Origin of the sequence: Phyllobacterium trifolii (assembly GCF_014192095.1) — a bacterium.
Classification (GTDB): Bacteria; Pseudomonadota; Alphaproteobacteria; order Rhizobiales; family Rhizobiaceae; genus Phyllobacterium; species Phyllobacterium trifolii.
Window position 1 is genome coordinate 131,719 of sequence record NZ_JACHXN010000012.1, and the last position, 24,112, is coordinate 155,830.

Sequence of the window (24,112 nt, forward strand, 5' to 3'; positions counted from 1 at the left end):
TGACTGGAACAAAATCTTCGGCGGTTCATTTTCTTTTCGCCTGATATGCTGCACTGTGCGATCAGATCAGCCGGTCCAAATGGGAGAACTTTCATGCATCTCACCTATCATGTCCATGCCCATGACGGCGGTTGGGCCTACAAGCTCGGAGACGTCTGGTCTGAGAAGTTTCCCTCCCATGACGCCGCATTGAGAGCTGCCAGGGAGGCAGCGAAACGCCAGCAAATTGGCGGCGAGGATGCGCAGATCAGCTATGAGACTTCAGATGGCACATGGCATCAGGAATCGGTCAGGGGAAGTGACCGGCCTGAAGTCGATGTCGAGGATGACGCCAAGACCTGATGGAGCTAGGAAGCGGCAATGAGCAAGTATGTTCTCATCGGATCGGAAGGTTGCGGGTCGGTTATCGTCGAATTGGCATTGCTCAAGGCAGGCGCTGAATTCGAACTCGAGGAGATCCCTTATCTCGAGCCGGGCCCCGATCGCGACCGTTTGCTGGAATTGAACCCGCTCGGGCAGGTTCCCACGCTGATCATGCCGGGCGGCGATGTCATGACGGAAAGCGCAGCGATTATTCTTCATCTGGCCGATGCATTTCCTGATGCACAACTCGCGCCTGCAACCAGCGACCGACAACGGCCGGCCTTCCTGCGATGGCTCATTTACATCGTCAGCGAAATCTACCCGACGTCGAACTTCAGCGATGATCCGGCTCGCTGGCAATTGCCAAAAGATGCGCAGGACGACTACAAGCGGACTGTCGATCAATATCGCAAGACATTGTGGGGCCACGTGGAGGATGTCGCCGATACGCCTTGTTTCCTCGGCAATGATTTCTGTGCGATCGACCTCTATATTGCAGTCATGCGCAACTGGCGCCCGGGAAGGAAAGAATTCACGCAATCTTTTCCGAAGCTGACCGAAATCGCCGACAACATAGCCAGTAACCCGATGTTCTCAGGCGTTCTCAAGCGCAACTTTGATACGTGACCTAAAGTCTCTTCGCCGGATAGTCGACGAATATGCGAGCTTCTTTGGCCGCTTCGATGAATGCCGAGCGGCACTCCGTAATCGTTACCTTACCATCGAGCGCATCGAGACATTTCTGCCTTGCCGCCTTCAGTTTGACGCCATCATGGATTGGCCAGTCCATCAACAGGACTTCGGCGGCCTCTGGGACAGAAGCGATGTTCCGGGACTTCCCGGCAGGCTGGATTTCAATGGTCACGGAGGGAAACGGTGTGGTCATAGCGCAACCTAACGTTTCAATATGACAGTTGTTCCATGAAGGTTTCCCGCCGCCGAAATTAGCTGAAAGACATCTCGTTTGGTGCGACTAGCGTTCAATGACGAGATCACTTAGCGGTCTGGAACAGCACGGCAGGAAGAAACCAGCGTCGATCTCTCGTTGCCTGATCCCTCCGTCGTGTTTCATGTCGACGGCACCGCTCACAAGTTTGGACTTGCAGGTCCCGCAGATACCGCTTGCACATGATGATGGAATCCTGACACCGGATTTTTTGGCACAGGAGAGAACCGTCTGATCGGCGCGGACTTCGACAGACTTGCCCTGTTTCGAAAATTGCACACTGAACGATTTCGTTTCGACAACCCCGGAAGCTGACGCTGGAGCTTCTTCGATGACAACGGCGTCGAAGCTTTCTTCAAGGTAGTTGGATTCGGGAACACCCAGTTCGGCACTGATCTTTCTCGCAGCTGCCATGAACGGCGCGGGTCCGCAGCACATGACGACGCGGTCGGCGATATCGGGTGCTGCCAGGGAAAGGAATTCCCTGGAAATCCGGCCTGAAATGCCCGGCCAACCTCGTTCGGCTCCGATGTCCTCGGGAAGCAGCAGAATTCTGAACCCTTCGACGCGTCGGGCAATGTTTGCAATCTCTTCGCGGAAGATAAGGTCTTTTGGAGTTCTACCAGCGTGCAGAAAGATGACATCGGTCGACTCGGCTGTGTCAGCAAGTTCCCGCGCCATCGACATGAGCGGCGTGATTCCTGAGCCACCCGACAGGAAAACGTACTTCTTCGCCGCTGGCCGGACGAAACGTCCGAGTGGCCCCGACGCGCGGACGGCCGCGCTCGGGATCAGATTGTCGTGCAGCCAGTTCGATACCTTTCCACCCGGTACACGCTTCACCGTGACTGTAATGGCGTTCTTGCGAAGTGGAGACGATGAGACGCTGTAGCAGCGCCCGTCGTCTTCGTTGTCGAGGCCGAGCTCGAATTTGAAATATTGCCCGGCGCTGAATTCGAATTGTTTCCGCTCGGGCGACACGAACGTGAAACTTTTCACGTCATGCGTTTCGTCATGAACGTCGATGCAAACGAGTTCGTCGTCGATCTCCGGGTCCCAATATCCGCCGCTTGCCGGACCCACAGCCTTGAGGAGGAGATCAGTAACCATGAGCGCGCATCCGTTCAATGTACCAGGTCGCGAAGTCGTCGAGCGCGACTTCGGTGAACCTGGAATAAGGGCCAGGTTCGTAGCCTGGGTCCTGAACGCCGGCCTGGGCGCGAGCAACGAGCTCTGCGTCCTGATTGGTGGTCTCGGTCCATACGTGGGCAAGTTTGGCAAGATCGTAGTCGACGCCCTCGATCGCATCCTTGTGAACAAGCCATTTCGTCCGGATGAGGGTTGTATCGGCAGAGAGCGGGATTGCGATGGAGATCACGGCATGGTCGCCCATGAAGTGACACCAGCTGCTGTGTCCCCAAAGATGCGTGTCGCCGAGATCCTTGCGGGTCATGGTCCCCAACAGTTTCGACGAGGCGGCGGTCGAGTCTTCCGTCTGAGACTCACCCGCCCCGGCGATAATCAGGCGCTGGGTGCGGAAATTGGTTTCACAGTTCCGCACCTGTTCGACCGTTGATGATGGAAATCCGTCTGCCTCCCAGCCTTTCGTGCGCTCGCCGTACATGGCGAAATGCGCTTCCGCCTCCTCCCGGTCCTCCGGGCTCAGGCTGTCGGGATCATATCCGAAGTCAAGATCGACGAACGAAACACACAGCTCCGGATGGTTGGCCGAGCAGTGATAGCACTCCCGGTTGTTCTCCATGGTGAGCTTCCAGTTGCCCTTCTCGATGACATCCAGCTGGTGTGCGACCTTGGCGTTCCGGATATCATAGGGCGCTAGCCGCCCAGCCATGACCTCCTCCAGCCGCTTGATATCTTCCGGAGGATTGTCGGAAAGACAGACATAGATCAGGCCGCCGATCGACTTGAAGTTGACCGCCTTCAGGCTCCTGCAACTCTTGTCGAAGTTCTTCCCCATATGCGGCGCATAACTGAGTTCACCCGAAAGCTCGTAAGTCCATTGGTGGTAGGGGCAGACCAGCTTGGAAATGACGGTTGACCCAGCGTCCAGCAGCCGCGCGCCGCGATGGCGACAAACATTGCGGACCACCCGGATGTCGTTATCGTCGTCCCTCAGCAAAATCAGGCTCGTCGATCCGATGTCGATGACCACAGCGTCGCCGGCTTCCGGAACATCGCACTCGAGACCAACATGAATCCAGTGCCTGGAAAAAAACACGTCCAGGTCCGCCTGGAAGACATCTTCGCGGGTGTACAGCCCAGCGGGCAGAGAGTGCCCGTCGATACGCGCGTCGAGCAAGGAAGAGATCGGCGATGGGAACGTATTGAGCATAATGTTTCCTTATGGATCAATCGTGTCTAGAATCGCAGCAAATTGGGATATTTCAACTGCACAAATGTGCGCCATTGACATTACCTGAGGTAATGGGAAACTCTGATCGCCGCTCAGCGAAATCGGAGTGAAGAGTGAAAAGCTTGAGGAAACAGCTGCCACCATTGACGGCACTTACCGTATTCGAAGCGGCGTCGAGGCTGTCGAGCTTTACGAGGGCCGCCGAGGAGCTCGGCGTCACCCAGGCTGCGGTCAGTCGCCAGATACATCTTCTCGAGAAGGACTTTGGCTTCGCTCTTTTTACGCGGCTGCACCGCAAGGTGGTTTTGACGGACAAGGGCAAAGCGCTTTCGACGGCCACCAGCGACGCCTTCAATCTCATCGCGGAAGCTGTTACCGACCTTCGCAAGGATGCTTCCAGCGACGAGCTGACGATCTCTGCGACAGTTGCATTCTCGCATTTCTGGCTGATGCCCAGGATTTCAGAGTTCTCGCGCCAATATCCCTACACCAACCTCCGCATCCTCTCTCAGGACAACATGCCGAACCTCCGACTGGGCGAGGTGGACGTTGCGATCAGATTCGGCAATGGCATGTGGCCGGATGGTCATGCGGAATTGCTGTTCGAGGACGAAGTCTTCCCGGTCTGCAGCCCGGGATATACCGGGGCAGACGGCCGCATCAAAACTCCGGCGGACTTGACCTCATATTCCCTCATTTCCAACGAAACCGACGATCCAACGTGGACAGGCTGGAATGAGTGGCTTTCGTCATTTTCCATCGTGGTTCCCAAGAAGACGCTGGGATTGCGTTGCAGCTTTTACACCGAAGCGATCTATGCCGCACTCAACGGTCAGGGGATCGCGCTGGGCTGGACACATCTCGTGGAAGACCTGTTGCAGCAGGGACGGCTGGTTCGCCTGACTGATGCCGCGATCAAGCCCAGAGGGGCTTATTTCGTCGTGGTCCCGACAAGGCAGCATAACAATGAGGCTGCCGGCCTCTTCGTCAATTGGCTGCAGATAGCAGCGCAGGAACCGGAAGCGCACCTCTAGACGATGATCCCGTGTCTTATGGGATTTTCACCGCAGCCCTGTGTTTTTTGAACGTGTCCGATGCGCCGCCTGTTTTGCCCTGTTTCCGCAGAGTGCCATACTGCACCACCGACGCGATTTGCGCCTTGTGCGATCAACGAACATGAGCGTGCATGCGTGACCCTCGCAGGCCTTCACATCTGAGAAGTCTTCCTCGCAGACGAATTTGGCCAGCGATTGTCCAACCGGCAAAAGCAGTGATTCAGGTGAGCGCCAACGGCGCGACATCTTTGTCTTGATCCCTCCGTCCTCCGCTGCCACAATCTCGGTAAAAGCCTCGTCTCTCTGGAGAAGCCTATTGAGCGGCTCCAGCTCCTTCAGGTGTTTCTCCGACAAAGCAGTTCCCTTATGCTCACGGACAAAGCCTCGAAACCATTCGCGGAGGCTTCGTGCCTGATCGGCAACCTTGTCCAGTTCGCCCGGCATCGCGCCGGCCTTGATTTCGGCAAGCACCGTCTCCGGCACAAGGTTGGCTTGTGAAAGCCAATCAACAAGACCATCGCCTCCGCCGATCCAGTCCACTACCGAATCCACGGGCGTTGCAACAGAATTCAAAAAATCAAGTCCAGGACTATCGGCAACGAAAATTGCAGGCGGGTATGCGTGCCCCATATATATTGTTCCTTCTCCCCGATGCGTGATTTGGCTCTGAGTGATGTAACCACTCTAAGACGCGTTGACAAGTTATGTTTTTCTTGAGTAACCTTCAAACGAGCGATAAAGCGGTTACTTAACGCAGACATCAAGGACTGAGACGATGGATTTCAAAGGCACGACAGTCGTGCTTGTACACGGTGCATGGGCTGATGGATTGAGCTGGGCAAGCGTGATTGCTTCTCTCAAGTCGCATGGTGTCAAGGTGGTGGCTGCGCCATTGCCCTTGACCTCTCTGGCTGATGACGTAGCGGCAGTTAGCCATACCATCGCGCGGATTGACGGTCCAGTGGTGCTCGTCGGTCATGCCTATGCCGGTGCGGTGATTGGCGAGACACACTCCGACAAAGTCAAGGCACTGGTCTATGTGGCTGCACTTGCTCCCGATGAAGGAGAAACGGTGGCCGACGTCTTTTATCGCGCCGAGCCGCATCCGCAAGCGCCAAAGCTTGCACCGGACGAGAACTCTCTGATCTGGCTTCCGGATGACGCCTTTGCTAAGGCTTTCGCACCGAACGCCGATCCCGAAATGCAGGGCATGCTGGCCGCTGTTCAGCGTCCGATTGCCATTGCCTGCATCACTGTGCCTGCCGGTGTTCCTGCATGGCGCAGCCTGCCAAGTTGGTATCTACTGGCTCAGGACGATCGTATGATTATCGCTGGCACACAGCGCTTTATGGCAGAGCGCATGAAGGCCCACGTGAGGGTGCATTCCGTGGATCATACGCCAAGTGTCACAGCGCCTTCCGTAGTCGTGGACATCATTGAAGAAGCAATCCGCGCCGCGGCCTGATGTTAATCTGGCCTTCGAACGGGAAGTATTGACACAGGCGGATTCGACCATGATGCCTGACCAGGCACGCCAGCTCGCTCGCCGCCGGACTTTTGCTGCGCTCGGAATCTTTGCGCTGGCAGCCCTGGTATCGCCGTTCGTTCCCCTGCTGGGTTTTGGGCTGATCTGCTCCGCTTTGGTTCTCTACGTAAGACCGGAGGCTATCAGTGGACGGGTTGCCTGAAATTTTGGTTTCACGACATCCCTGTCGATTAGTCGAAAGGGGGACGGTCGCAAATACGCAGTAACCTGCTAATACCATCTTGACAGGTTACTAACCAATGAGCCATAACCATCATGCAAGTGGCAAAACGGTTACGGCACAGAGACAGGAGAACTCCAATGACCACCACCAAATATCTCACCGCCAATGTCGACGGCTTCAACGTCTTCTATCGAGAAGCTGGCCCTGCGGACGCGCCGATCCTGCTGCTGCTGCACGGTTTCCCGAGCGCAGGGCATATGTTTCGCGATCTGATCCCGCTTCTCAGTGACAAATATCGTATCATCGCTCCGGATCTTCCGGGCTTCGGTCAATCGGACATGCCTTCTCGCGATAAGTTTAGCTACACCTTCGACAATGTTGCCGGCGTAATCGAACGCTTTACGGAGGTCCTGCATCTTGAGCGCTTTGCCGTCTATGTTTTCGACTACGGCGCACCAACCGGCTTTCGATTGGCCATGCGGCATCCCGAGCGCATCACCGCGATCATCTCGCAAAACGGCAACGCCTATGAAGAAGGCCTGAGCGACGGGTGGAATCCGATCCGCGCCTACTGGCAAGATTCTTCGAAGGAAAATCGCGATGCGTTGCGCGCTATGCTGACACCCGAAACGACCCGCTGGCAATATACCCACGGCGTCAGCGATGTAGCGATGGTGTCGCCGGATGGTCAATCGCTCGATAATTTCTATCTCGCGCGTCCGGGTGCTGCCGACATACAGCTCGACCTCTTCGGCGATTACAAAAGCAACGTTGCCCTCTATCCAGCGTTCCAGACCTATTTCCGCACGCACAAACCGCCGTTTCTAGCGGTGTGGGGCAAGAACGATCCGTTCTTCCTGCCGCCGGGCGCCGAGGCATTCAAGCGCGATATCCCCGATGCCGATGTAAGGTTCTTTGACACCGGACATTTCGCGCTCGAAACGCATGCCGGGGAAATCGCCGCAGCCATTCGCGAATTCCTTTCTCGCTCTTGAATCGTTGGAGATTTGGCATGCAAAAGTCTGTTGCAATTGTTACCGGCGCGAGCCAGGGGATCGGTCACTCCACGGCGATCCGGCTCGCGCGAGACTTCTCTTCGATCGTGCTGGTGTCACGCAATCGTGCCAAGCTTGAGGCCACGGCGGAAATGGTGAGGACGACTGGTGCCGACGCTCTCGTGCTTGACCTCGATCTGGCACAACCGGACGCAGCGAGGGTGGTTGTTGACCAGACCCTTTCGACCTATGGCCGCATCGATGCCCTGCTGAATATTGCCGGCGCGGTGCCGCAAATCGATCTTTTTGAAATGACCGATGAACAATGGGAGGGCGGCCTCGCCCTCAAGCTTCACGGCGCACGCCGGCTGACGATTGCCGCTTGGCCGGCTTTGAAAGACGCTAAAGGTTCGGTAGTACTGATGTCAGGCAACTCCGCGCTTTTTCCAAAAGCACCCTATGCCGCAGTTGGCACGATCAACGCTGCGATCGTGGCACTGGCAAAGGCATTTTCAGATCGGGGAATCACGGACGGCGTTCAGGTGAACAGCGTTCTCCCGGGCCCGGTGATGACCGGCCGCCGTCGATCCTATCTCGAACATTGGGCATCGATCCACAATATGAGCGTGGAAGCGGCAACCACAAAGTTCCCGCAGGATGCAGGCATCGCTCGTTATGGCGAACCGGAGGAGATTGCCGAGCTGATGGCTTTTCTTGTCTCACCCGGCGCTCGATGGATGACCGGTTCGACACTCCGTATGGACGGCGGCGAGGTCAAGTCGATCTAACATCAAGCGGCACGACGACAGGCTCACCACAGACCGGGCACAAGCCTGTATCGCACTTTTTCCATATAGTCCGAATAGCCTTCGAGTTCCTGTTGCAGCATCTCTTCCTCGTCCAGAATGCGCAACATCAGGATCGGCACATTGAGCAGCAGGAACAACAGGCCCCAGTATGAACCCAAGGCGAGCGGTGTCCCAACAACGAGGACGAGCACCCCGACATACATCGGGTGCCTGACCCGTGCATATGGTCCGGTCGAGATCACCTTTTGATCCTCCATCTTTTCGATCGTCGAAGCGCCGTAGCTGTTCTCTCGGAAGACCCGAAGATCGATCATCAGGCTCAGCGCCACCAAGGCGTTTCCCAGTACGGAGACTGAAGTCGGCACGTGTGACCAGCCGAAACGATAATCAAGCGCAGAGACAGCCGGCAAAGCAATGGCGCCGGCAAAGGCGACTGTTATCAGTGCCTTTTGCAACGGACGCGTTTCAGCGCCAGGCCCGGCTTTCAGGCGACGCTCCAGCAGTGCTGGATCTTTGATTGCAAGATAGACACCAATGAGGTTTGTCGAGAGTGTAAAGACGACAATGAAGGCCCAGCCTTGCCAGTAGTCTAGTGTCCCGGCCGACCCGAAGATGATGGCGCCGAGGGCAAGCAGGCCCAGAATGGCACTTCTCGCAGTCCGAACAATGAGATTCATCGCACAGGGCTCCGCCCCAATTCATTTGGAATCGCAACTTCAGCATAGACGCCAAATGGAGTGAGCCCATTCACAATCAGTTCAACTTAGAGGGATTTGGTCGCCGCAGGCTTGGTCCGAGGCTTGAACAGGATGACAAAAAGCACGCCGACGACTATCAGCGCAGCGCCTTCGAGATGATAGGTTTGCAGGCGCTCGCCAAGGATAAAATAGGCGAGTATGGCGACGAATATCGTTTGGATGTAGAGAAGCACGCCCGCCCGACCTGCCCCCAACGCTTCGACACTCCAATTGAAGAGGTAATACATCAGCGCTCCGCCGGGGATCGCCACATAGGCCAGGGCTAGAAGCCCGTTGCTGTCGAGGGCCGAGCGTTCGTCGGAAGCAAGTTCCCAAAGGTAAAAGGGGAGCGCTGTCAGCGCTGCAGCCCCGAGCAGCAGCACCAGAAGCGGAAGACGCTCTTGATCGAATTTCGCGCGGCGGAGCAGAACCGCATAGAGGCCGAAACAGAAAGCACCGGCGACGAGCCACAGTTCGCCGGGATTCACGTCGAGACGCATCAGCGCCGCGGGGCTGCCTTTGACAATGATGACCACGATCCCGACGAAGGCGACGATCGATCCGATCGCCTGCCATCTCCCCATCGGCTCACCCAGGATCAAACGGGCGAGGATCATTGTGATGATCGGGATGAGCGCCATGATGATGCCGGCCGTGGTGGCGTCAGCTTTCTCGAGCCCCATAAAGACCATGCCCTGACATATCGCGAGCCCGATGCCGCCGACGAGAATCAGCTCCAGCGGGCGCGCCCGCACGAGCGCAGCCATGGAGCCGAAATGACCGCGCACGATCGGCAGCAGGATCGCCCACGCAATGAGGACGCGCCAGAAGCACAACGCCCATGGCGGCATTTCGGGAGAGACCCATTTTGCTGAGATATAGACGCCGGCGGACAGCAGCCAGCACAGCACAGCCACGGTGTAGCCAACGGCCAGCGAATTGCCCGCTGCCTGCTCCGTCTCGCCGCCGCTGTTGTGGACTGCCAAGAGACTTATCGCCATCGCTCATCTATGCCACAATTTCTTAGACCTGCACAGGTGGCGGGCGCGCCTCGACTGGCGGTTTCGCCGCTTAAGTCGCGAGGTGTCTGTTTATGAACGCGCCCGCCGAGGCGATCGCCTCTCGCCCCGAAGCCAGCCGTGCCGCCCACAGGGGCCAGGCGTGGATCATGTGCGGCCAGATCTCGAGGTTCGTCGCCACTTCGGCAGCGCCAAGCCGACGCGCGATTCGCGCTGCATCGTCGAGAAGTGTCTCGGCCGAACCAACCTGAATGAGGATCGGCGGGAGTCCCGCAAGCTCAGCATGGAGCGGCGAAACGAGCGGCTCGCGAGCGCTGGTCTCACCAAGATAGGCGCCCGCGAGCTCTTCGAGATAGTCGCGGTGAATCAGCGGATCGACGGCAGCCTTCTCGTCCATGCTCGCGCCGGTCATTTCGAGATCGACCCATGGCGATACCAACCATGCGCAGCCGGGCAGCGGTCTGCCAGCGTCACGCAGACGTATCATGGTCGCCAGCGTCAGCCCGCCCCCAGCACTGTCGCCGCCAATCGCAATCGACGCCGCGGGAACGCCTTGTGTGATCAGGAACGCGAAAGCGGCAAGCGCATCGTCCAGCGCAGCCGGAAAGGGGTTCTCGGGCGCCAGCCTGTAACCAAGTGCAAGCGTGCGCACACGCGCGGCGCGACCTGTTTCGGCGACCATCCTGCGATGACTTTTGATCGATCCGGAGCAATAGCCGCCGCCGTGAAAAAACAGCAGCGTCTTAGTGCTGTCGCTTCCCGGCGCCAGCGACCATTCAGCCTCAATCGTACCGACCATTTGATGCTTGAACTGGATATCGGGGGCGATTGGATCGTCGGCCGCGACGAGATCGAGGCGCTGGCGACGCTCGGCAAGGCTCGTTGGTCGCGGATGAGACTGCAGCAGGGCCCTGACCGCATCAATCTCGTGTTCATCCATTGTCGCTATCCCCCCAGCGTTTAAAGATGATCAAAACGATTGCCTTCCCGATGATCGCTCTGGGAAGGCAACGGAGAAGATATCACAGACCAACGCGCAGCCGGGATTGCCGGCATCAGGTTAGTATTTTGACGGAACGTAAAGTTCGGGCGGCAACACTTTACGTTCATAGTCCGGGTTGAACACGCGATTAGGCAAGGTGATCTCCTCGTGTGGTACGGGCTCGTAGGGAACCTGTGAAAGAAGGTGCGCAATGCAGTTGAGACGGGCACGCTTCTTGTCATTGCCTTCAACGATATACCAGGGCGCTTCGGGTATGTTGGTGCGGGCGAAGGTTTCTTCCTTGGCTTTGGTGTAACTTTCCCAGCGCACGCGCGATTGCAGATCCATGGGAGACAGTTTCCACTGCTTCAGCGGGTCATGAATGCGCATGAGGAAGCGCAACTGTTGCTCCTCGTCAGTTATGGAGAACCAGTACTTGATAACCCTGATGCCGGATCGGACAAGCATGCGTTCGAATTCCGGCACATCGTGGAAGAATTGCTGAACCTGGTCTTCATTTGCGAATCCCATCACCCGTTCGACGCCGGAACGATTGTACCAGGATCGATCGAACAGTACGATTTCACCGCCGGCGGGCAAATGCGGCACGTAGCGCTGGAAGTACCACTGGGATTTTTCCCGGTCCGAAGGAGCTGGCAGCGCCACGACGCGCGCAGTGCGCGGGTTGAGCCGCTGGGTAATGCGCTTGATGACACCGCCCTTGCCGGCAGAGTCGCGTCCCTCAAATACGACGACGACCTTTTCCTTGTGATAGGCGACCCAGTCCTGCAGTTTGATCAACTCAGCCTGGAGTGAAAGCAAGGCCCGAAAATACTCGATACGCGGGATGGTTGGTGGATGAGTCTTGCGGTAGATTTTGCGAATCTCGTCGGACAGTGCCGGCTCGGAAAGTTCGAGCTCATAATCCTCGTCGAGTGTATCGGCGAGCTCGGCTTCAAGCCAATCCTGGTTTGCCGCCTCATGCTTTGGATCGTTCATTTCAGCCCCTCTGATAGTCGTTCGCGCCGCGCCGCCACGGCACGTATCATGCAACTCTGCGGGCACTTATGCCATAACTCCATGAACCAAATTTGAAGTTGCGTTTGACCACAGACTCATGATCAAGCGAGAACCTGCAATTGGCATCCCGCGTCAACGCTATTTCACACACAGGCGATGCGAAACCTAAAGCCCCGCGATTGTCCGCAGGTCGTCAACGGCACCTGTGGCGGCTGCAAGCACAGGTGAGCCTTTTGTGAGGCCATCGCCTTCGACCGGAAATGGAAGATGCCACCCACCGGCTTCCTTGACGAGACAATAGCCCGCCATACAGTCCCAGGCATGCATATAAGGCTCGTAATAGCCAACAAGGCGACCCGCGGCGACATAGGCAAGCATCAGGGCGCCCGAGCCGTTGCGAATGAAGTTTCCACCTGCATCAAGCAGTTTTTCGACGATCGACGCGACAGTCGCCGGTGCCACGTGATTGTTGGCGCCGATGCCGGTCACGGCATTACGGATCGTCCGGCTTGCATCGAGCCGTAAAGTTTTGCCATTCAATGTGGCGCCCATGCCATCGGCAGCGGCGTAGAGCTCGTCATTGCACGGCACGTAAATAACACCGATGGCTATTTCCTCCCCGTGCAGGGCAGCAATGGAAATGCACCACGTCGGCATGCCATTGACGAATGGGCTCGTGCCGTCGATCGGATCGACGACCCAGGTGTAATCCGATGTACCCGAGCTGACACCGTACTCCTCGCCAAGGATCGCATCGGCCGGAAAAGTTGCGGCAATCCGGGTCCGAATAAGATCTTCAACTTCGCGGTCGGCAATCGAAACGACGTCGTGTGGATCCGCCTTGGTTTCAATAACCAGCCTTTCGCGCGCGTTGAAATGCGCAAGAGCCACGGCCCCCGCCTCAATCGCCATCTTCTGGGCCAGGGCAAAGCGATCCTGAAGATCAACGGTGACGTCGGATGTCATATTCTTTCCTTAGATATGAATGCAGATTTCAATTGTTGATGATGGCGATGCCGCGATGGTGAAAGCCGATGCTGACATTGGTCGCCGGTGGAAGCGTTCTGTCGATGGCCGGATCTACGACGAATAATGTGCCAGCCTCCGTCTCGACTTCATATTCCACATGATCCCCGAGATAGGCCGCATGCCGTATGCTGCCGGGAAACGCCCCGCTCTCTGCCGCCTCGAGCGTGATCGCATTGGGCCTGACAGCGATCCTTGCCGGTCCCGGGCGGGCGCTCCGGCCTGGCACAGAATGTTCCAGCTTTCCGACTCGAATGATCGCCTGCCCCCCATCGCTACGCAGGACCTCGCAAGGCAGGACGTTCGCCTCGCCGATGAAGTCGGCGATGAATGACGATGCGGGAGCTTCGTAGAGCTCGCGTGGCGAACCCTGCTGAGCAACAGCGCCGTCCTGCATGACAATGATCCTGTCCGATACCGCAAGCGCCTCTTCCTGGTCATGGGTGACATAGACTGCGGTAAACCCCAGACGCTGCTGTAGTTCGCGGATTTCCGTGCGCACACGGCGCCGCAGGCGCGCATCGAGATTGGAAAGGGGTTCATCCAGCAAGAGCACCTGCGGCTCGAGCACCAGAGCTCTGGCGACCGCAACGCGCTGCTGCTGTCCTCCCGAGAGTTCAGCAGGCAGCCTCTGGCCGTACCCGGCAAGACCGACCTGCTTCAGCCCCTCTTCCGCCCGTTCCCGCGCCTCGCTCCTTTTCATCTTCGATGATTCAAGCCCGTAAGCAACGTTCTCCAGCACTGACATATGCGGGAACAGCGCGTAGGACTGGAACACCATTGAGACATCGCGTTCGTTGGCGGGAAGCATGGTGACATTCTTGCCGCCGATGAGAATGCGTCCTGCAGTTGGATGCTCGAGCCCGGCGAGCATGCGCAGGGTCGTCGTCTTGCCACAGCCTGATGGGCCCAGCAGCGTTACAAGTGTGCCAGGTTCGATGTCCAGAGACAGATCGTGGATGGCCGTAAACGTGCCGAACTGCTTTTTGACATTGGTGAAAACAACAGAGCCGGTGTGATGAGTGGTCATGATGCGGCCTTCTCTTGTGGTGCGGCAGACGGAATAAAGGCCGTTGCAACGCGATTCTCGCGGCGCAATTTCCGTTCACCCACCAGCAGCTGGAAACAGGTAATGATAACGATCATGACGACAATGAGCATTGACGAGTAGGCGACGGCCACGCCGTATTCGCCGTTCTCGACGAGCCCGACAATGTAGGAAGTTGCCATGTTATATTCGGCACTGACCAGGAATATGACAGCACTGATCGATGTAATGGCGCGGACGAACGAATAGACCAGCGCAGCAACGATCGCCGGACGAAGCAAGGGCAGGATGACCTTGCGGATGGTGCGGAAGCTCGTTGCCCGCAAGGTTAAGGATGCCTCATCCAGACTCTTGTCGAGCTGGCTCATCGCCGCCACGCCGCCGCGCACGCCAACCGGCATGTTGCGGAAGACAAAGCAGGCTACGAGGATCAGCGCCGTGCCAGTCATTTCCAGCGGCGGGAGATTGAAGGCCATGATGTAACTGATACCGATGACAGTGCCTGGGATGGCAAAACTCATCATCAGCGCGAATTCAAATACATTTCGTCCGACAAACCGCTGCCTGACGATCAGGTAGGCGGTCAGCAACCCGACCGCCGCTGTAAGCGGGGCCGAAATCAACGCGATCTTTATCGTTGTCCAGAATGAGTTCCAGGCAACGCCGGTCCAGGCGATAGCGCCGTTCTCAAAGCTGAAAGAGAAAGCGCGCTGGTAGTGCTCGAAGGTCAGGGTGTTGTCGAGGCCCCATGTGCGGACAAAGCCTCCGAACAGGATCATGCCGTAGATGACCAGCGTGAACAATATCCACGGAATGACGATGGCATGAACGCCAATGGACAGTGATCGCGGCAAGGCAATATGCGCGCCCGAATCTCCCTTGCCGGTCACGGTCGCGAAGCTCTTGCCTGCCAGCCATAGTCGTTGCGCAAGGAAGGCCGAGAGCGTGAAGAACAAAAGGATGATCGCCAGCACCGCGGCACGCGAAGGATCGTTTTGCGAGCCGACAACGGCAAAGAAGATTTCCGTCGAGAGCACCCCATGGCTACCGCCGAGCACCAAAGGGTTACCGAAATCCGCCATGCTCTCGATGAAGCCGATCAGAAAGGCATTGGCGAGACCGGGCTTCATCAAAGGCAACGAGACTTTCCAGAACGTACGCCAGCGATCCGCCCGCAGGGTTTGCGATGCTTCCTCCATTGACGGGCTGACACCCTCGACGACGCCGATGAGCACCAGAAACGAGATGGGCGTGAAAGACAGGACCTGTGCAATCCAGATGCCGGTCAGGCCATAAAGCCAACGGCCCGGCTCAATCCCGAAGAGGTTGGAAAGCTGATGGGTCACGACACCGGCGCGGCCGAAAAGAAGGATAAGCGCGAGGCCAATGACGAAGGGAGGCGTGATGATCGGCAGGATTGTCAGCAGCCGCAGTCCCTTCTTGAACGGAAAGCGGGTGCGGGTGGCAACCAGCGCGAAGCAGAGCCCGAGCAATGTGGAGCCGAACGCCGACAGGATAGCCAGCATTAGCGTGCGCCATGCGACACCACAGCGATTACCCCCAACAAGACAATCCAGACTCCAGATCGATGGATCCTGAATGTTGCGGACAAATCCGGAGGGATCGAACGAGCCGTCAAAACTTTGAAAGGCACCGATGAACATGCTGCCCACGGGGTAGAACACAAAGATACTGACAAGGAAGACAAGCAGCGCGATTGAAGCGACCACGAAGGCATCGCCCCGGAGCACGCCGCGCTCGGCAAGTCCGAAGGAAAACATCAGGACGAAGGAAAGCGCCACGAGCCCCGCGCCCGCACCCATCGAAGGCTGGCCATCGGCAAGCGGTCCGAACAGCGCTTCCGTTATCGTCCAGGTCCAGCCGGTAAACCCGACAGCGAGCCCCTGCAGCACAAGGAAAACAATTCCAGCGGCGCCGGCCGCAATCAGCAGATTTGAACGAAGCGACGAGACTTTGAAAGCCCGCGCGCATAGGCCCACAGTGAAGAGCAGCGCGATGCCGGCAAGTGTCCAGCGGCCGTGTGCGAATATCTGCAGAAGAGCAGGCGCTTCGTTGGAACCGTTCGGAAAATTGCCGAGCCAATCGAGGCCGAAAAAACCGCTTTCGATCCTGTACCACGGGACAAGGCTCAACCCGGCGAGCCCGATGCCGAGCGCAATATTCAATCTCCGGTCGCTAGGTTCCATAACGCCACCCGCCCTCGTTCATCGCAGAAGTTACTTGCGCTGAAGATATGTCCGGAACGATCCGGACATATCGCATCAGGCAAAAGCAAGTTCAGTTGGCGCTTGCACCAATCTCCTTGTCCCAGCGATCAAGCAGTTCCTTGCGTTTGGCAGGATCGCCATAGGTCTTGAAATCATAATCGATGAGCTTGATATCCTCGAATTTCGGGGCTTCAGGCGGAACGGTGGCAGATTTGTTCGATGGCAGCTGAAAGGACTTTGCATCCTTCATATGCGACTGCACTTCGGCGGAAAGAGCCCAATCATACCATTTCTTGGCCGCGTCGAGATTGCGCGCACCCTTGATGATTGACATCGAGCCGATTTCGTAACCGGTACCTTCGCAAGGAGCAACGGCCTTGACGGGGAAGCCTTCAGCAATCTGGGCAACAGCATCATGCATGAAGACGATACCGAGCGCCGTTTCGCCGCGCGCCGCTGCCTTAACCGGCGCCGAACCTGATTTTGTATATTGCGATACATTCGCGTTCAGCTGTTTCAGGTAATCGAATGCCTTGTCCTCACCCATGATCTGAACCAGGGAAGCCAGCGCGGTATAGGCAGTGCCGGACGAATTGGGGTTGGCGATCTGGATTTCGCCCTTGAAGGATGGATCGATCAGGTCGGCCCAGCACTTGGCCTCCTTCAGGCCCTTTTTCTTGACGATCTCGGTGTTATAGCCCCAGCCAAGCGCACCCGCATAAACGCCAACGGTCTTATAATCTGCGCTCTCGGCCTGCTTCTTCGCCCAATCCTGCAACTGGTCGAGCATGGGCGATTTATATTCCTGGGTGAGCCCTTCGGAGGCGGCCTGCAAATGCGGATCACCAGTGCCTGCCCACCAGATATCGGTTTTCGGATTGCGTGCCTCGGCGCGAATCTTGGCATAGGTCTCGCCCGATGACAGGCGGACCATATTGACCTGGATACCCGTCTCCTTCTCGAACATGCCCTTCATCAATTCACAGATAACGACATCGGCCGAACAGATAAGATTAAGATTGTCCGCTGCGCGCGCCTCGGTTGGCATCATTTGAAGACCAACAGCAAAAGCGGCGGCAATTGCGAATACAGAACGCATGATTTTCCTCCCTGACAAAGCGGCACCTCCATGCCGCACGCTTTTTTGCAAGCGTGTGCAAAAGTTTCACACGATATGTCTCCCTGTCAAGCGGACTATTGCGTTCCTTCAATAAAATTAGCGGTCTGGTGGTTGCAGTAGCACGCAAGCGCGTGCAAGATACCGTGAACAACTATGGATTCATGCAGTTGAACAAATCATTCGTCAGCGCTGATGACGTGGCAAAGCGGGCGGGCGTTTCGCGCTCGGCTGTATCCCGCACGTTTACGCCCGGCGCGAGTGTTTCGGAGGAAACACGCCAGCGGGTCATGGAGGCTGCGCAAGCGCTTGGCTATCACGTCAACCAGCTTGCACGCGGCCTGATGCGCAGTGAAAGCGGTATCGTCTGCCTGGTCGTGTCCGAGATGGATACGCCCTACCGCGCCCGTCTGGTGCGCGCTCTCACCCACGAATTGCAAACGGCGGGCAAGATTGCCATGCTCATCAACACAGATCGTTCCGATGGCAGTGTTGACGCGGCACTCCGGCAAACCCTGCACTACCGCGCCGACGCGTCCATCCTGTTGTCTGGTCTTCCGGACAAGGCGATCACCCGGCTTTGCCTCAACAGCGGCCAGCGCATCGTGCTGATCAATCGCGACGATGATATTGATGGGCCGTTCCGTATCAATCTCGACGATGGTCAAGCGGCACGGGTGGCCGTGAGTGCATTCCTGCGCGCCGGCTGCAGACACCTCGCATTCGCCAACTCCGACGTTGGAACACCAAGTCTGATGGCGCGCGAACGCGGCTTCATCGCAGCGGCCGCCGAATTCGGACTTGAGGTCACGGTCGTGCGCCACGGGAACACCGTCTATGAGAGCGGCCGCAAGATTGCGCAGACATTGTTCACCGAACCGAAGCGACCCGACGCTGTATTCTGTGTCAACGATCTGATGGCATTCGGGCTGATGGACGGTGCACGGTACGACTTTGGGCTGAACATTCCGGAAGATCTCTGCATCGTCGGCTTCGACGATATCGAGCAGTCCTCATGGACGTCCTATAACTTGACGACGTTTTCGCAGCCAGTGGATGAAATCGTAAAGAGCAGTGTCGCCTGGCTCCAAAGCGATGCGACCGCCGGTCGGGTGCGGTCTGCCAACCTGCACGCACCGCTGATCTGGAGAAAAACAATCCGGAACAAACTATAGAATCGTTTGGTTGCGTCGACCGGCAACCTCACCTCATGGCGTTGCGGGTCAAGCGCGCCGCAGACGAGAGTTTGTATCTGGCTGACAGTGGCCAAGATGAAATAGTCGTCGTAGGCTGCTTCAAAATCAAGTTTGACGAATCGGGGACGCATCAGCTTGAATCACATGAGGCTTTTGAAGAAATGCAAGACGCTTGCCGTGATCGCCTTAATCCTGTTTTTCGGCCAGGTTACTCCCTCTTTTAGCGACGATGCCAAGAGCTGCGTCATCGGGACCGAAAACGAAAAAGGTTGGCTTTTCGTCAACAATTGTGATCGCGACGTGGTCATCGAAATCTGCTTTGAGGAGGCATCCGAAGAACCATTGAATTGTGCCAGCGTAGTACAACACCAAGGTGACCAATTATATCCGGCCACGGTGATCGCCGCAAAAGGGGGACTACAGCTTTTGAGTGTTGCTGGGCGTTCCGGGATCAGGTGGGGAGCCTGTTATCATAACCCAAGAGACGACAGGAACCCGGGAAAGCCCGAAGGAGAATACAAATTTACGTATCGCTGCATGGAGTCCAACGTCGAGTGACCGCGGCAGCCCACGGAAATTACAAATCAAGCTCCCGTCGCAAAGTCTCCAGCCGTTCCATGGCTATCACCCCATCATGAATTGTCGGGGCAGCAGTCGACGCACCGCCGAGGGCCGGAACCACATCGGCCAAGAGTGAATAATAACCCTTCGGATCTTCATTCGCCGCTGCCGTAAAATTTGGCTTCCATGTCAGAGTGTCGACATCGTCGGCGAGTGTCGCTTCGGGATCGTCTACCTTGAAGGGCGGGTTGCGGTTCCACCGCACCTCAATCACATCATCTACCTCGAGACGCTGGTGGTCACCCATCAACTCGATGCGTTCGACCGGCGTGCCCCGCGACTGGATCGTACCCATTGCGATATTTCCAATGGCGCCGCACTCGAACTCGAACCCGACGTGGAAAAGAAGCCTGCCCGGTGTTTTTTCCACCTTTCGCGCTGAAATGGTTCGCACCGGCGACACGAAGAATGACACCAGATCCATATAGTGCACGCAGTGATGCAGGAAGAAGCCGGTATAATCGACATTGCCGGTAAAGTAGCCCGGCGCGGTCATGTAGTATCCGGTAAGGCCAAGCACCGGCCCGAACCGCCCGGACTTGATGATGTTGTGGGCAATCTTGTTGCCGACCGAATAACGTTTCATGAAACCGACGAGCAACGGTTTACCGGCGCGCTCCGACGCAGCGCGAAGTTCCCGCGCGCCAGCCGCTGTTCCTGACGGGGGTTTTTCCATAAACACAGGCAGACCCCGATCGAGCGCAAGTTTGCCGAAATGCAGATGCTGATCCGGCCCCACGGCCATGCCGATCGCATCGATTCCCGGCGTTCGGATGAGTTCCTCGGCGTCGCTGGTCAGGCGCGCAACGCCAAACTGCCGGCCGGCATCGCCAAGACGCTTGCCATCGATATCGCAGAGCGCGACGATTTCGACGTCATGGCGGACCAATTGGGGAAGTAGCATCTGGGTTGCGTGAATGCCGCAACCGATCCAACCGATTTTCAGTGTCATCGCCGATATTCCGTCAGTGTGAGATGGGATTTGATGAACGCCGCGCTCGCCGCGAGGCGCTCGCTTTCGTCCTCATGCGGTGGACGCCACTGCGCGAATGGAACGCCAAAACGATCATCATTGCGGCGGAAAGGCTCAAGCGATACCGGGCCTTTGTAGTTCACCTCGTGCAGCGCACGACAAACTGCAACCCAGTCGGTCGAACCGGTGCCGGGGAAGCCGCGATGATTTTCGTTGGCCTGGAAATGCACGAGATGACCGCCGCCAAGCCGGATGGCCTCGGGGATCGACGCCTCCTCCATGTGCATGTGAAATGTGTCGAGCATCAACTTGACCGCCGGATGGTCCACTGTGTCGAGCAGCTCGATGGCTTGTTGTGTCGTGCACAACACATCGCTTTCGAAGCGATTGAGTGGTTCGACGGCGAGCAGAATACCGGCCTTCGCAGCGTGATCGCCCGCTTCCTTCAGTCCCGCGACACAGCGGTCCTTGCGCGCCAACCGCTCTTCTTCGGTTACTGGTACTGGCGCACGCCCGGCAAACACCAGTGGATTGCCGGTCAGAGGGCCGCCAACAACGGTCGCACCGAGTTCCGCTGCGCAGTCCGCCGTATAGCGCAGGTAGTCGATGCCGGCGCGGTGGGCATCTTTCTCGTGCGATGAAAGGTTGCGTTGCATATTGACGCGCGCGGCGAGGACGACGCCAAGTCCTGCATCGTCCAATGCGCGCCGGGCTTCGGCAAGATCGATTTCGCCGGGCTCGGGCACCAGCAGTTCGACGAAGTCAAAGCCAAGTTCGCGCATTTTCTTGAAGAGATGGAAATGCTCGGCGGTGAATGGCCTTGCATATTGCATGGAGATCAATCCGATGGGATTCATCATGGGTCCTTCTTTGATATTAATAAGAGTCATCCCTTCACTGCGCCTTGGGTGAGGCCGCCGATAAGCCGGCGTTGAACGAGAAGGAAAAGCAGAGTGGCGGGAAGCGCACCGACGACACCGCCGGCGGCGAGCAGACCCCATTCGATCTGGTATTCGCCTATCAGCGTCTGGATGGCGACGGTAACGGGGCGGACGTTCCGGCCGCCAAGTGTCAGGGCGTAGAGATATTCGTTCCACGCGGTAATGAAGATATAGATGCCTGTCGAAATGATGCCGGGCATGGCCAGCGGCAGAACGACGCGACGCAACGCCTGCAGCCGGGAACAGCCATCGATCATCGCCGCTTCATCGAGGCTGCGGGGAATAGCGCCGATGTAACTCCTCAGCATCCAGACCGCGAACGGAATGGCGACAGTTGAATTGGCGAGGATCAGCGCAAGATGCGTATCGAGAAGGCCAATCTTCCGCATCAGGATAAAGAGCGGCAAGATCAGGAGCACGATCGGAAACATGTTGACCAGCAGAAACTGCAGCATGACCAGCTTGCGGCCCGGGAAGCGGAAACGCGACAGCGCGTAGGCCGCAGTGATTGAAACTGCGAGGCCCAGGACGACAGTACCAGCAGCAATGATCAGACTGTCCAGCATATTGCCGAGAAACGAGGTCTGTTCCAGCAGGCGGATATAATTGTCCATGCTCCACCCCGCCGGCGACAGGGATACGCCGGACGCAGATAATTGCGCGGTCGGTGTCAGGGACGTCAGGATCATCCAGACGAACGGCCCCATGGCGAGCATTATGATGAAAACGACAGGAATATCCGTCGTGAGAATCCGGCGGAGCGTCGAGGGTTTGTTCATCGTTCCACCTCGCGCATGGTGCGGACGATATAGACCGCCACGATGGCACCAAGAAGGATCGTGAACGTAACGGCAATGGCGGTGCCATAGCCGAAATCGAGATTTTGCCGGGCCTTGATAAACGCATAAAGCGGCAGTGTGTGCGTGGCATAGCCCGGGCCGCCACCTGTCATGACGAAGATGACATCCATGGAATTTGCGACCCAGATAATACGCAGCAGGCCCGCCGTCGCCAGCACGGGTGCTATTCCCGGAAGGGTAATATGGACGAACTGACGCCACGTGCTGGCCCCGTCGATAGAGGCGGCTTCATACTGGCTTTGGGGTATCCCCTGCAAACCGGCAAGGATCATCACCGCGAAAAACGGAAAGCCCTGCCAGGTCAAGGTGGCAATCACCGCATAGAGCGCAAGATGCGGATCGGCAAGCCAGGGTACGGTTGAATGGATAATCGACAGGTACAGCAGGATGTCATTGAGCACCCCGGTGGTTGGATCATAAATCCAGCGCCACATCAGCGCGATGACAACGCTCGGCAAGGCCCACGGAATTATCACGAGGGCACGCGCCAGACCGCGCCATGGGAACTCGCGATTGAGCAGGAGCGCGGCGACCAGGCCAAGACCCATCTGCAAGGGCACCGTCAAGCCGATCCATATGGCAGTATGCCCGAGCGAAATCCAGAATACCGGGTCATGCAAGAGCTTGATGTAGTTGCCGAAGCCCACGAACCGGCTGGCATTGGGTTTCCACAGGACCAGGTCGTAGAAGCTGGTGACGACCGCCTGAACCATCGGGAAGAAAACGATGAACAATGTCACGAGCACTGCCGGCGCCAGCAGGGCATACGGCATCAGCCGGCTGCGCAGCGTGCGAACCTGCGTGAGATCGTGAGGTGCTGATGGTGCAAGCGTTGACATGGACAATCTACTTTCGGCGGACGTCGACCAGTGCTGCGAAACCCCTCCGCGCTACTGCGCGAAGAGGCTCTCAAGCTGCTGCATCATCTGTTGCGAGGTGATCTGGCCGGTGAGCGCTTGCTGCATTGACGTTTGCCACGCGGTATTGACGAACTCCGCTGTCGCGGTGCTTTGCGGCAGCACGTGAGCAAACGGCAGAGACTGGACCGTGGCGTCAACGAAACGGCGTTCATGCAGGGTCCAATGCTCGGAACCGCTCTTGGTTACAGTCATCTGGCCCGTCGCCTTGTTGAAGGCAACGTTGTTTTCACCCTCGGCGAGAAAGGATATCCACTTCCAGGCAGCGTCCTTCACCTGTGACGACGAGAAAATCGCCAGGGATTCATCGCCATAGGAGGTCCACTGCTTGCCGCCGCATTTGGGGGCGGGAACAGCGGAAACCTTATCTCCCAACGCTTTGACCAAATCATTGGATGAGCCAATATGATGAATGGTCATGGCCGTCTTGCCAGCCTTGAACGCTGCGACAATTTCCTGGAAGCCGTCATTTGGAGCCGATGGCGGGATAACCTTGTCTTTTTGGAACAGATCGATCACCCACTGGTTAGCCGCGACAGCTTCAGGGTTGGTAAGGCCGCCCGGCTTGAGTTCCGCGCCTTGCGAGAAGACGAATGTTCCCCACTGGTCCCAGCCGCCCTTGCCGCCGCGCAGGCCAAAACCATAGGTGTCGGGCGCTTTGGTCAATTTCTGCGCTGCCGTGCGGAAGTCTTCGCATGTCACCGGTGGATTGAGGCCCGCCTCCTTGAAGAGATCGGCGCGGTAGTAAAGATACAGCACGACGTACTGGATCGGCAGGTAATACTGCTGCCCATCCGGCCCCTTGTTCAATTCCAGCAGATTATCGAGAAGATCGGCTTTGCCCGGCCAGGCGTTGATACGGTCGCCAATCGGCTCCAGCGCACCCATTTCAGCCAGTCGCGGCTGCGCAAAAAGCTTGACCATCCCGGCGTCCGGCGCATTGCCGCCAACCAGAGAGGTATACAGATTGTCGTAGTAGCTGTTCCATGGAACATTTTCCGCTTCAATTTTGATATCGGGGTTTTTCGCCTCGAACTTCGCCACGAGATCCGACATCGGATTTTCCGGATTGTCGAAATGATACCAGAACCGCACCGTTTCGGCCGCATTGGCGGCGCTCACCGCCAGGCCGGCCATGAATGCGCAACTGATACCCAGTTTCTTGAGAATGCTCAT

26 protein-coding genes are annotated in these 24,112 nt (G+C 57.3%); 9 read left to right on the top strand and 17 right to left on the bottom strand.

Annotation, left to right across the window (positions count from 1 at the left end; translation table 11 throughout):
• Nucleotides 1–93 precede the first annotated feature (93 nt).
• Nucleotides 94–342, top strand: a complete 249-nt coding sequence (locus FHS21_RS18670) for a DUF2188 domain-containing protein (RefSeq protein WP_112523979.1) — start codon at nt 94–96, stop codon at nt 340–342.
• A gap of 18 nt (nt 343–360) precedes the next feature.
• Nucleotides 361–990 carry a glutathione S-transferase family protein gene (locus FHS21_RS18675; protein ID WP_183663635.1) on the top strand — a complete coding sequence of 210 codons (630 nt, stop codon included), beginning with the start codon at nt 361–363 and terminating at the stop codon, nt 988–990.
• Between the two features lies 1 nt (nt 991).
• Here FHS21_RS18675 and FHS21_RS18680 read toward each other — a convergent pair whose 3' ends face one another.
• The 3 genes from FHS21_RS18680 to FHS21_RS18690 all read right to left on the bottom strand — a co-directional run bounded on the left by FHS21_RS18680 (nt 992) and on the right by FHS21_RS18690 (nt 3,662).
• A complete protein-coding gene (locus FHS21_RS18680; RefSeq protein WP_210283569.1) occupies nt 992–1,249 on the bottom strand; it encodes a DUF982 domain-containing protein in 258 nt (85 codons plus the stop codon).
• A gap of 87 nt (nt 1,250–1,336) precedes the next feature.
• A complete protein-coding gene (locus FHS21_RS18685; RefSeq protein ID WP_112523985.1) occupies nt 1,337–2,419 on the bottom strand; it encodes an FAD-binding oxidoreductase in 1,083 nt (360 codons plus the stop codon).
• Nucleotides 2,409–3,662 carry an aromatic ring-hydroxylating oxygenase subunit alpha gene (locus FHS21_RS18690; protein ID WP_183663638.1) on the bottom strand — a complete coding sequence of 418 codons (1,254 nt, stop codon included), beginning with the start codon at nt 3,660–3,662 and terminating at the stop codon, nt 2,409–2,411. Before FHS21_RS18690 ends, FHS21_RS18685 begins: the two co-directional genes overlap by 11 nt.
• Nucleotides 3,663–3,796: 134 nt before the next feature.
• Between FHS21_RS18690 and FHS21_RS18695 the strand changes: the two genes are divergently transcribed.
• On the top strand, nt 3,797–4,717 hold the full coding sequence (locus FHS21_RS18695) for a LysR substrate-binding domain-containing protein (RefSeq protein WP_183663640.1): 921 nt from the start codon (nt 3,797–3,799) through the stop codon (nt 4,715–4,717).
• Between the two features lie 27 nt (nt 4,718–4,744).
• Here FHS21_RS18695 and FHS21_RS18700 read toward each other — a convergent pair whose 3' ends face one another.
• Nucleotides 4,745–5,368 (bottom strand): CGNR zinc finger domain-containing protein, encoded by a 624-nt coding sequence (locus FHS21_RS18700; protein WP_183663642.1) that lies wholly within the window; start codon nt 5,366–5,368, stop codon nt 4,745–4,747.
• A 145-nt stretch (nt 5,369–5,513) separates the two neighbouring features.
• Between FHS21_RS18700 and FHS21_RS18705 the strand changes: the two genes are divergently transcribed.
• From FHS21_RS18705 to FHS21_RS18720, 4 genes are all read left to right on the top strand, one after another.
• The gene (locus FHS21_RS18705) at nt 5,514–6,203 is read left to right on the top strand and encodes an alpha/beta fold hydrolase (RefSeq protein ID WP_112523997.1); all 690 of its coding nucleotides are present in this window, start codon (nt 5,514–5,516) and stop codon (nt 6,201–6,203) included.
• Between the two features lie 49 nt (nt 6,204–6,252).
• A complete protein-coding gene (locus tag FHS21_RS18710) occupies nt 6,253–6,426 on the top strand; it encodes a hypothetical protein (protein ID WP_162701773.1) in 174 nt (57 codons plus the stop codon).
• Nucleotides 6,427–6,584: 158 nt separating this feature from the next.
• Nucleotides 6,585–7,442, top strand: a complete 858-nt coding sequence (locus tag FHS21_RS18715; protein ID WP_183663644.1) for an alpha/beta fold hydrolase — start codon at nt 6,585–6,587, stop codon at nt 7,440–7,442.
• Between the two features lie 17 nt (nt 7,443–7,459).
• Nucleotides 7,460–8,230, top strand: a complete 771-nt coding sequence (locus FHS21_RS18720) for an SDR family oxidoreductase (protein ID WP_112524006.1) — start codon at nt 7,460–7,462, stop codon at nt 8,228–8,230.
• A gap of 23 nt (nt 8,231–8,253) precedes the next feature.
• Here FHS21_RS18720 and FHS21_RS18725 read toward each other — a convergent pair whose 3' ends face one another.
• From FHS21_RS18725 to FHS21_RS18760, 8 genes are all read right to left on the bottom strand, one after another.
• Complete coding sequence (locus FHS21_RS18725) at nt 8,254–8,928, bottom strand: methyltransferase family protein (RefSeq protein WP_183663646.1); 675 nt, start codon at nt 8,926–8,928, stop codon at nt 8,254–8,256.
• Between the two features lie 86 nt (nt 8,929–9,014).
• On the bottom strand, nt 9,015–9,989 hold the full coding sequence (locus FHS21_RS18730; RefSeq protein ID WP_112524013.1) for a DMT family transporter: 975 nt from the start codon (nt 9,987–9,989) through the stop codon (nt 9,015–9,017).
• A gap of 70 nt (nt 9,990–10,059) precedes the next feature.
• Nucleotides 10,060–10,947: an alpha/beta hydrolase gene (locus tag FHS21_RS18735; protein ID WP_112524016.1), complete on the bottom strand. Its 888-nt coding sequence runs from the start codon at nt 10,945–10,947 to the stop codon at nt 10,060–10,062.
• 120 nt (nt 10,948–11,067) lie between these two features.
• Nucleotides 11,068–11,988 carry a polyphosphate kinase 2 gene (gene ppk2, locus FHS21_RS18740; RefSeq protein ID WP_112524230.1) on the bottom strand — a complete coding sequence of 307 codons (921 nt, stop codon included), beginning with the start codon at nt 11,986–11,988 and terminating at the stop codon, nt 11,068–11,070.
• Nucleotides 11,989–12,174: 186 nt separating this feature from the next.
• A complete protein-coding gene (locus FHS21_RS18745; protein ID WP_112524019.1) occupies nt 12,175–12,975 on the bottom strand; it encodes an inositol monophosphatase family protein in 801 nt (266 codons plus the stop codon).
• 28 nt (nt 12,976–13,003) lie between these two features.
• The gene (locus tag FHS21_RS18750; RefSeq protein WP_112524022.1) at nt 13,004–14,065 is read right to left on the bottom strand and encodes an ABC transporter ATP-binding protein; all 1,062 of its coding nucleotides are present in this window, start codon (nt 14,063–14,065) and stop codon (nt 13,004–13,006) included.
• Nucleotides 14,062–16,290, bottom strand: coding sequence for an ABC transporter permease (locus tag FHS21_RS18755; protein WP_183663648.1), 2,229 nt, complete (start codon nt 16,288–16,290; stop codon nt 14,062–14,064). The genes FHS21_RS18750 and FHS21_RS18755 overlap by 4 nt, the downstream gene beginning before the upstream one ends.
• Nucleotides 16,291–16,381: 91 nt before the next feature.
• Entirely contained in the window at nt 16,382–17,410 is a 1,029-nt protein-coding gene (locus tag FHS21_RS18760; RefSeq protein ID WP_112524027.1) for an ABC transporter substrate-binding protein, read from the bottom strand.
• Between the two features lie 188 nt (nt 17,411–17,598).
• Here FHS21_RS18760 and FHS21_RS18765 point away from each other — a divergent pair, with 188 nt between their 5' ends.
• Both FHS21_RS18765 and FHS21_RS18770 read left to right on the top strand, forming a co-directional pair.
• Entirely contained in the window at nt 17,599–18,603 is a 1,005-nt protein-coding gene (locus tag FHS21_RS18765) for a LacI family DNA-binding transcriptional regulator (RefSeq protein WP_246411096.1), read from the top strand.
• A gap of 156 nt (nt 18,604–18,759) precedes the next feature.
• A complete protein-coding gene (locus tag FHS21_RS18770) occupies nt 18,760–19,182 on the top strand; it encodes a hypothetical protein (RefSeq protein WP_158482170.1) in 423 nt (140 codons plus the stop codon).
• 19 nt (nt 19,183–19,201) lie between these two features.
• On the opposite strand, the gene FHS21_RS18775 is transcribed toward FHS21_RS18770, so the two are convergent.
• The 5 genes from FHS21_RS18775 to FHS21_RS18795 are packed head-to-tail and all read right to left on the bottom strand — an operon-like array spanning nt 19,202 to nt 24,112.
• Entirely contained in the window at nt 19,202–20,197 is a 996-nt protein-coding gene (locus FHS21_RS18775) for a Gfo/Idh/MocA family protein (protein WP_112524035.1), read from the bottom strand.
• Entirely contained in the window at nt 20,194–21,075 is an 882-nt protein-coding gene (locus FHS21_RS18780) for a sugar phosphate isomerase/epimerase family protein (RefSeq protein ID WP_183663676.1), read from the bottom strand. Before FHS21_RS18780 ends, FHS21_RS18775 begins: the two co-directional genes overlap by 4 nt.
• Before the next feature lie 29 nt (nt 21,076–21,104).
• On the bottom strand, nt 21,105–21,938 hold the full coding sequence (locus FHS21_RS18785; protein ID WP_183663650.1) for a carbohydrate ABC transporter permease: 834 nt from the start codon (nt 21,936–21,938) through the stop codon (nt 21,105–21,107).
• Entirely contained in the window at nt 21,935–22,858 is a 924-nt protein-coding gene (locus FHS21_RS18790) for a carbohydrate ABC transporter permease (protein ID WP_183663652.1), read from the bottom strand. The genes FHS21_RS18785 and FHS21_RS18790 overlap by 4 nt, the downstream gene beginning before the upstream one ends.
• 51 nt (nt 22,859–22,909) lie before the next feature.
• Nucleotides 22,910–24,112, bottom strand: coding sequence for an ABC transporter substrate-binding protein (locus tag FHS21_RS18795; protein ID WP_183635544.1), 1,203 nt, complete (start codon nt 24,110–24,112; stop codon nt 22,910–22,912).

Excerpts from the sequence above, each read along its gene's own strand:
- FHS21_RS18700 (WP_183663642.1), bottom strand. The coding sequence starts at position 5,368 with ATGGGGCACGCATACCCGCCTGCAATTTTCGTTGCCGATAGTCCTGGA.
- FHS21_RS18795 (WP_183635544.1), bottom strand. The coding sequence starts at position 24,112 with ATGAGCATTCTCAAGAAACTGGGTATCAGTTGCGCATTCATGGCCGGC.
- FHS21_RS18775 (WP_112524035.1), bottom strand. The coding sequence starts at position 20,197 with ATGACACTGAAAATCGGTTGGATCGGTTGCGGCATTCACGCAACCCAG.
- FHS21_RS18685 (WP_112523985.1), bottom strand. The coding sequence starts at position 2,419 with ATGGTTACTGATCTCCTCCTCAAGGCTGTGGGTCCGGCAAGCGGCGGA.
- FHS21_RS18715 (WP_183663644.1), top strand. The coding sequence starts at position 6,585 with ATGACCACCACCAAATATCTCACCGCCAATGTCGACGGCTTCAACGTC.
- FHS21_RS18725 (WP_183663646.1), bottom strand. The coding sequence starts at position 8,928 with ATGAATCTCATTGTTCGGACTGCGAGAAGTGCCATTCTGGGCCTGCTT.
- ppk2 (WP_112524230.1), bottom strand. The coding sequence starts at position 11,988 with ATGAACGATCCAAAGCATGAGGCGGCAAACCAGGATTGGCTTGAAGCC.
- FHS21_RS18670 (WP_112523979.1), top strand. The coding sequence starts at position 94 with ATGCATCTCACCTATCATGTCCATGCCCATGACGGCGGTTGGGCCTAC.
- FHS21_RS18720 (WP_112524006.1), top strand. The coding sequence starts at position 7,460 with ATGCAAAAGTCTGTTGCAATTGTTACCGGCGCGAGCCAGGGGATCGGT.
- FHS21_RS18785 (WP_183663650.1), bottom strand. The coding sequence starts at position 21,938 with ATGAACAAACCCTCGACGCTCCGCCGGATTCTCACGACGGATATTCCT.
- FHS21_RS18780 (WP_183663676.1), bottom strand. The coding sequence starts at position 21,075 with ATGAATCCCATCGGATTGATCTCCATGCAATATGCAAGGCCATTCACC.
- FHS21_RS18790 (WP_183663652.1), bottom strand. The coding sequence starts at position 22,858 with ATGTCAACGCTTGCACCATCAGCACCTCACGATCTCACGCAGGTTCGC.
- FHS21_RS18755 (WP_183663648.1), bottom strand. The coding sequence starts at position 16,290 with ATGGAACCTAGCGACCGGAGATTGAATATTGCGCTCGGCATCGGGCTC.
- FHS21_RS18690 (WP_183663638.1), bottom strand. The coding sequence starts at position 3,662 with ATGCTCAATACGTTCCCATCGCCGATCTCTTCCTTGCTCGACGCGCGT.
- FHS21_RS18680 (WP_210283569.1), bottom strand. The coding sequence starts at position 1,249 with ATGACCACACCGTTTCCCTCCGTGACCATTGAAATCCAGCCTGCCGGG.
- FHS21_RS18750 (WP_112524022.1), bottom strand. The coding sequence starts at position 14,065 with ATGACCACTCATCACACCGGCTCTGTTGTTTTCACCAATGTCAAAAAG.
- FHS21_RS18705 (WP_112523997.1), top strand. The coding sequence starts at position 5,514 with ATGGATTTCAAAGGCACGACAGTCGTGCTTGTACACGGTGCATGGGCT.
- FHS21_RS18735 (WP_112524016.1), bottom strand. The coding sequence starts at position 10,947 with ATGGATGAACACGAGATTGATGCGGTCAGGGCCCTGCTGCAGTCTCAT.
- FHS21_RS18730 (WP_112524013.1), bottom strand. The coding sequence starts at position 9,989 with ATGGCGATAAGTCTCTTGGCAGTCCACAACAGCGGCGGCGAGACGGAG.
- FHS21_RS18745 (WP_112524019.1), bottom strand. The coding sequence starts at position 12,975 with ATGACATCCGACGTCACCGTTGATCTTCAGGATCGCTTTGCCCTGGCC.
- FHS21_RS18710 (WP_162701773.1), top strand. The coding sequence starts at position 6,253 with ATGATGCCTGACCAGGCACGCCAGCTCGCTCGCCGCCGGACTTTTGCT.
- FHS21_RS18675 (WP_183663635.1), top strand. The coding sequence starts at position 361 with ATGAGCAAGTATGTTCTCATCGGATCGGAAGGTTGCGGGTCGGTTATC.
- FHS21_RS18760 (WP_112524027.1), bottom strand. The coding sequence starts at position 17,410 with ATGCGTTCTGTATTCGCAATTGCCGCCGCTTTTGCTGTTGGTCTTCAA.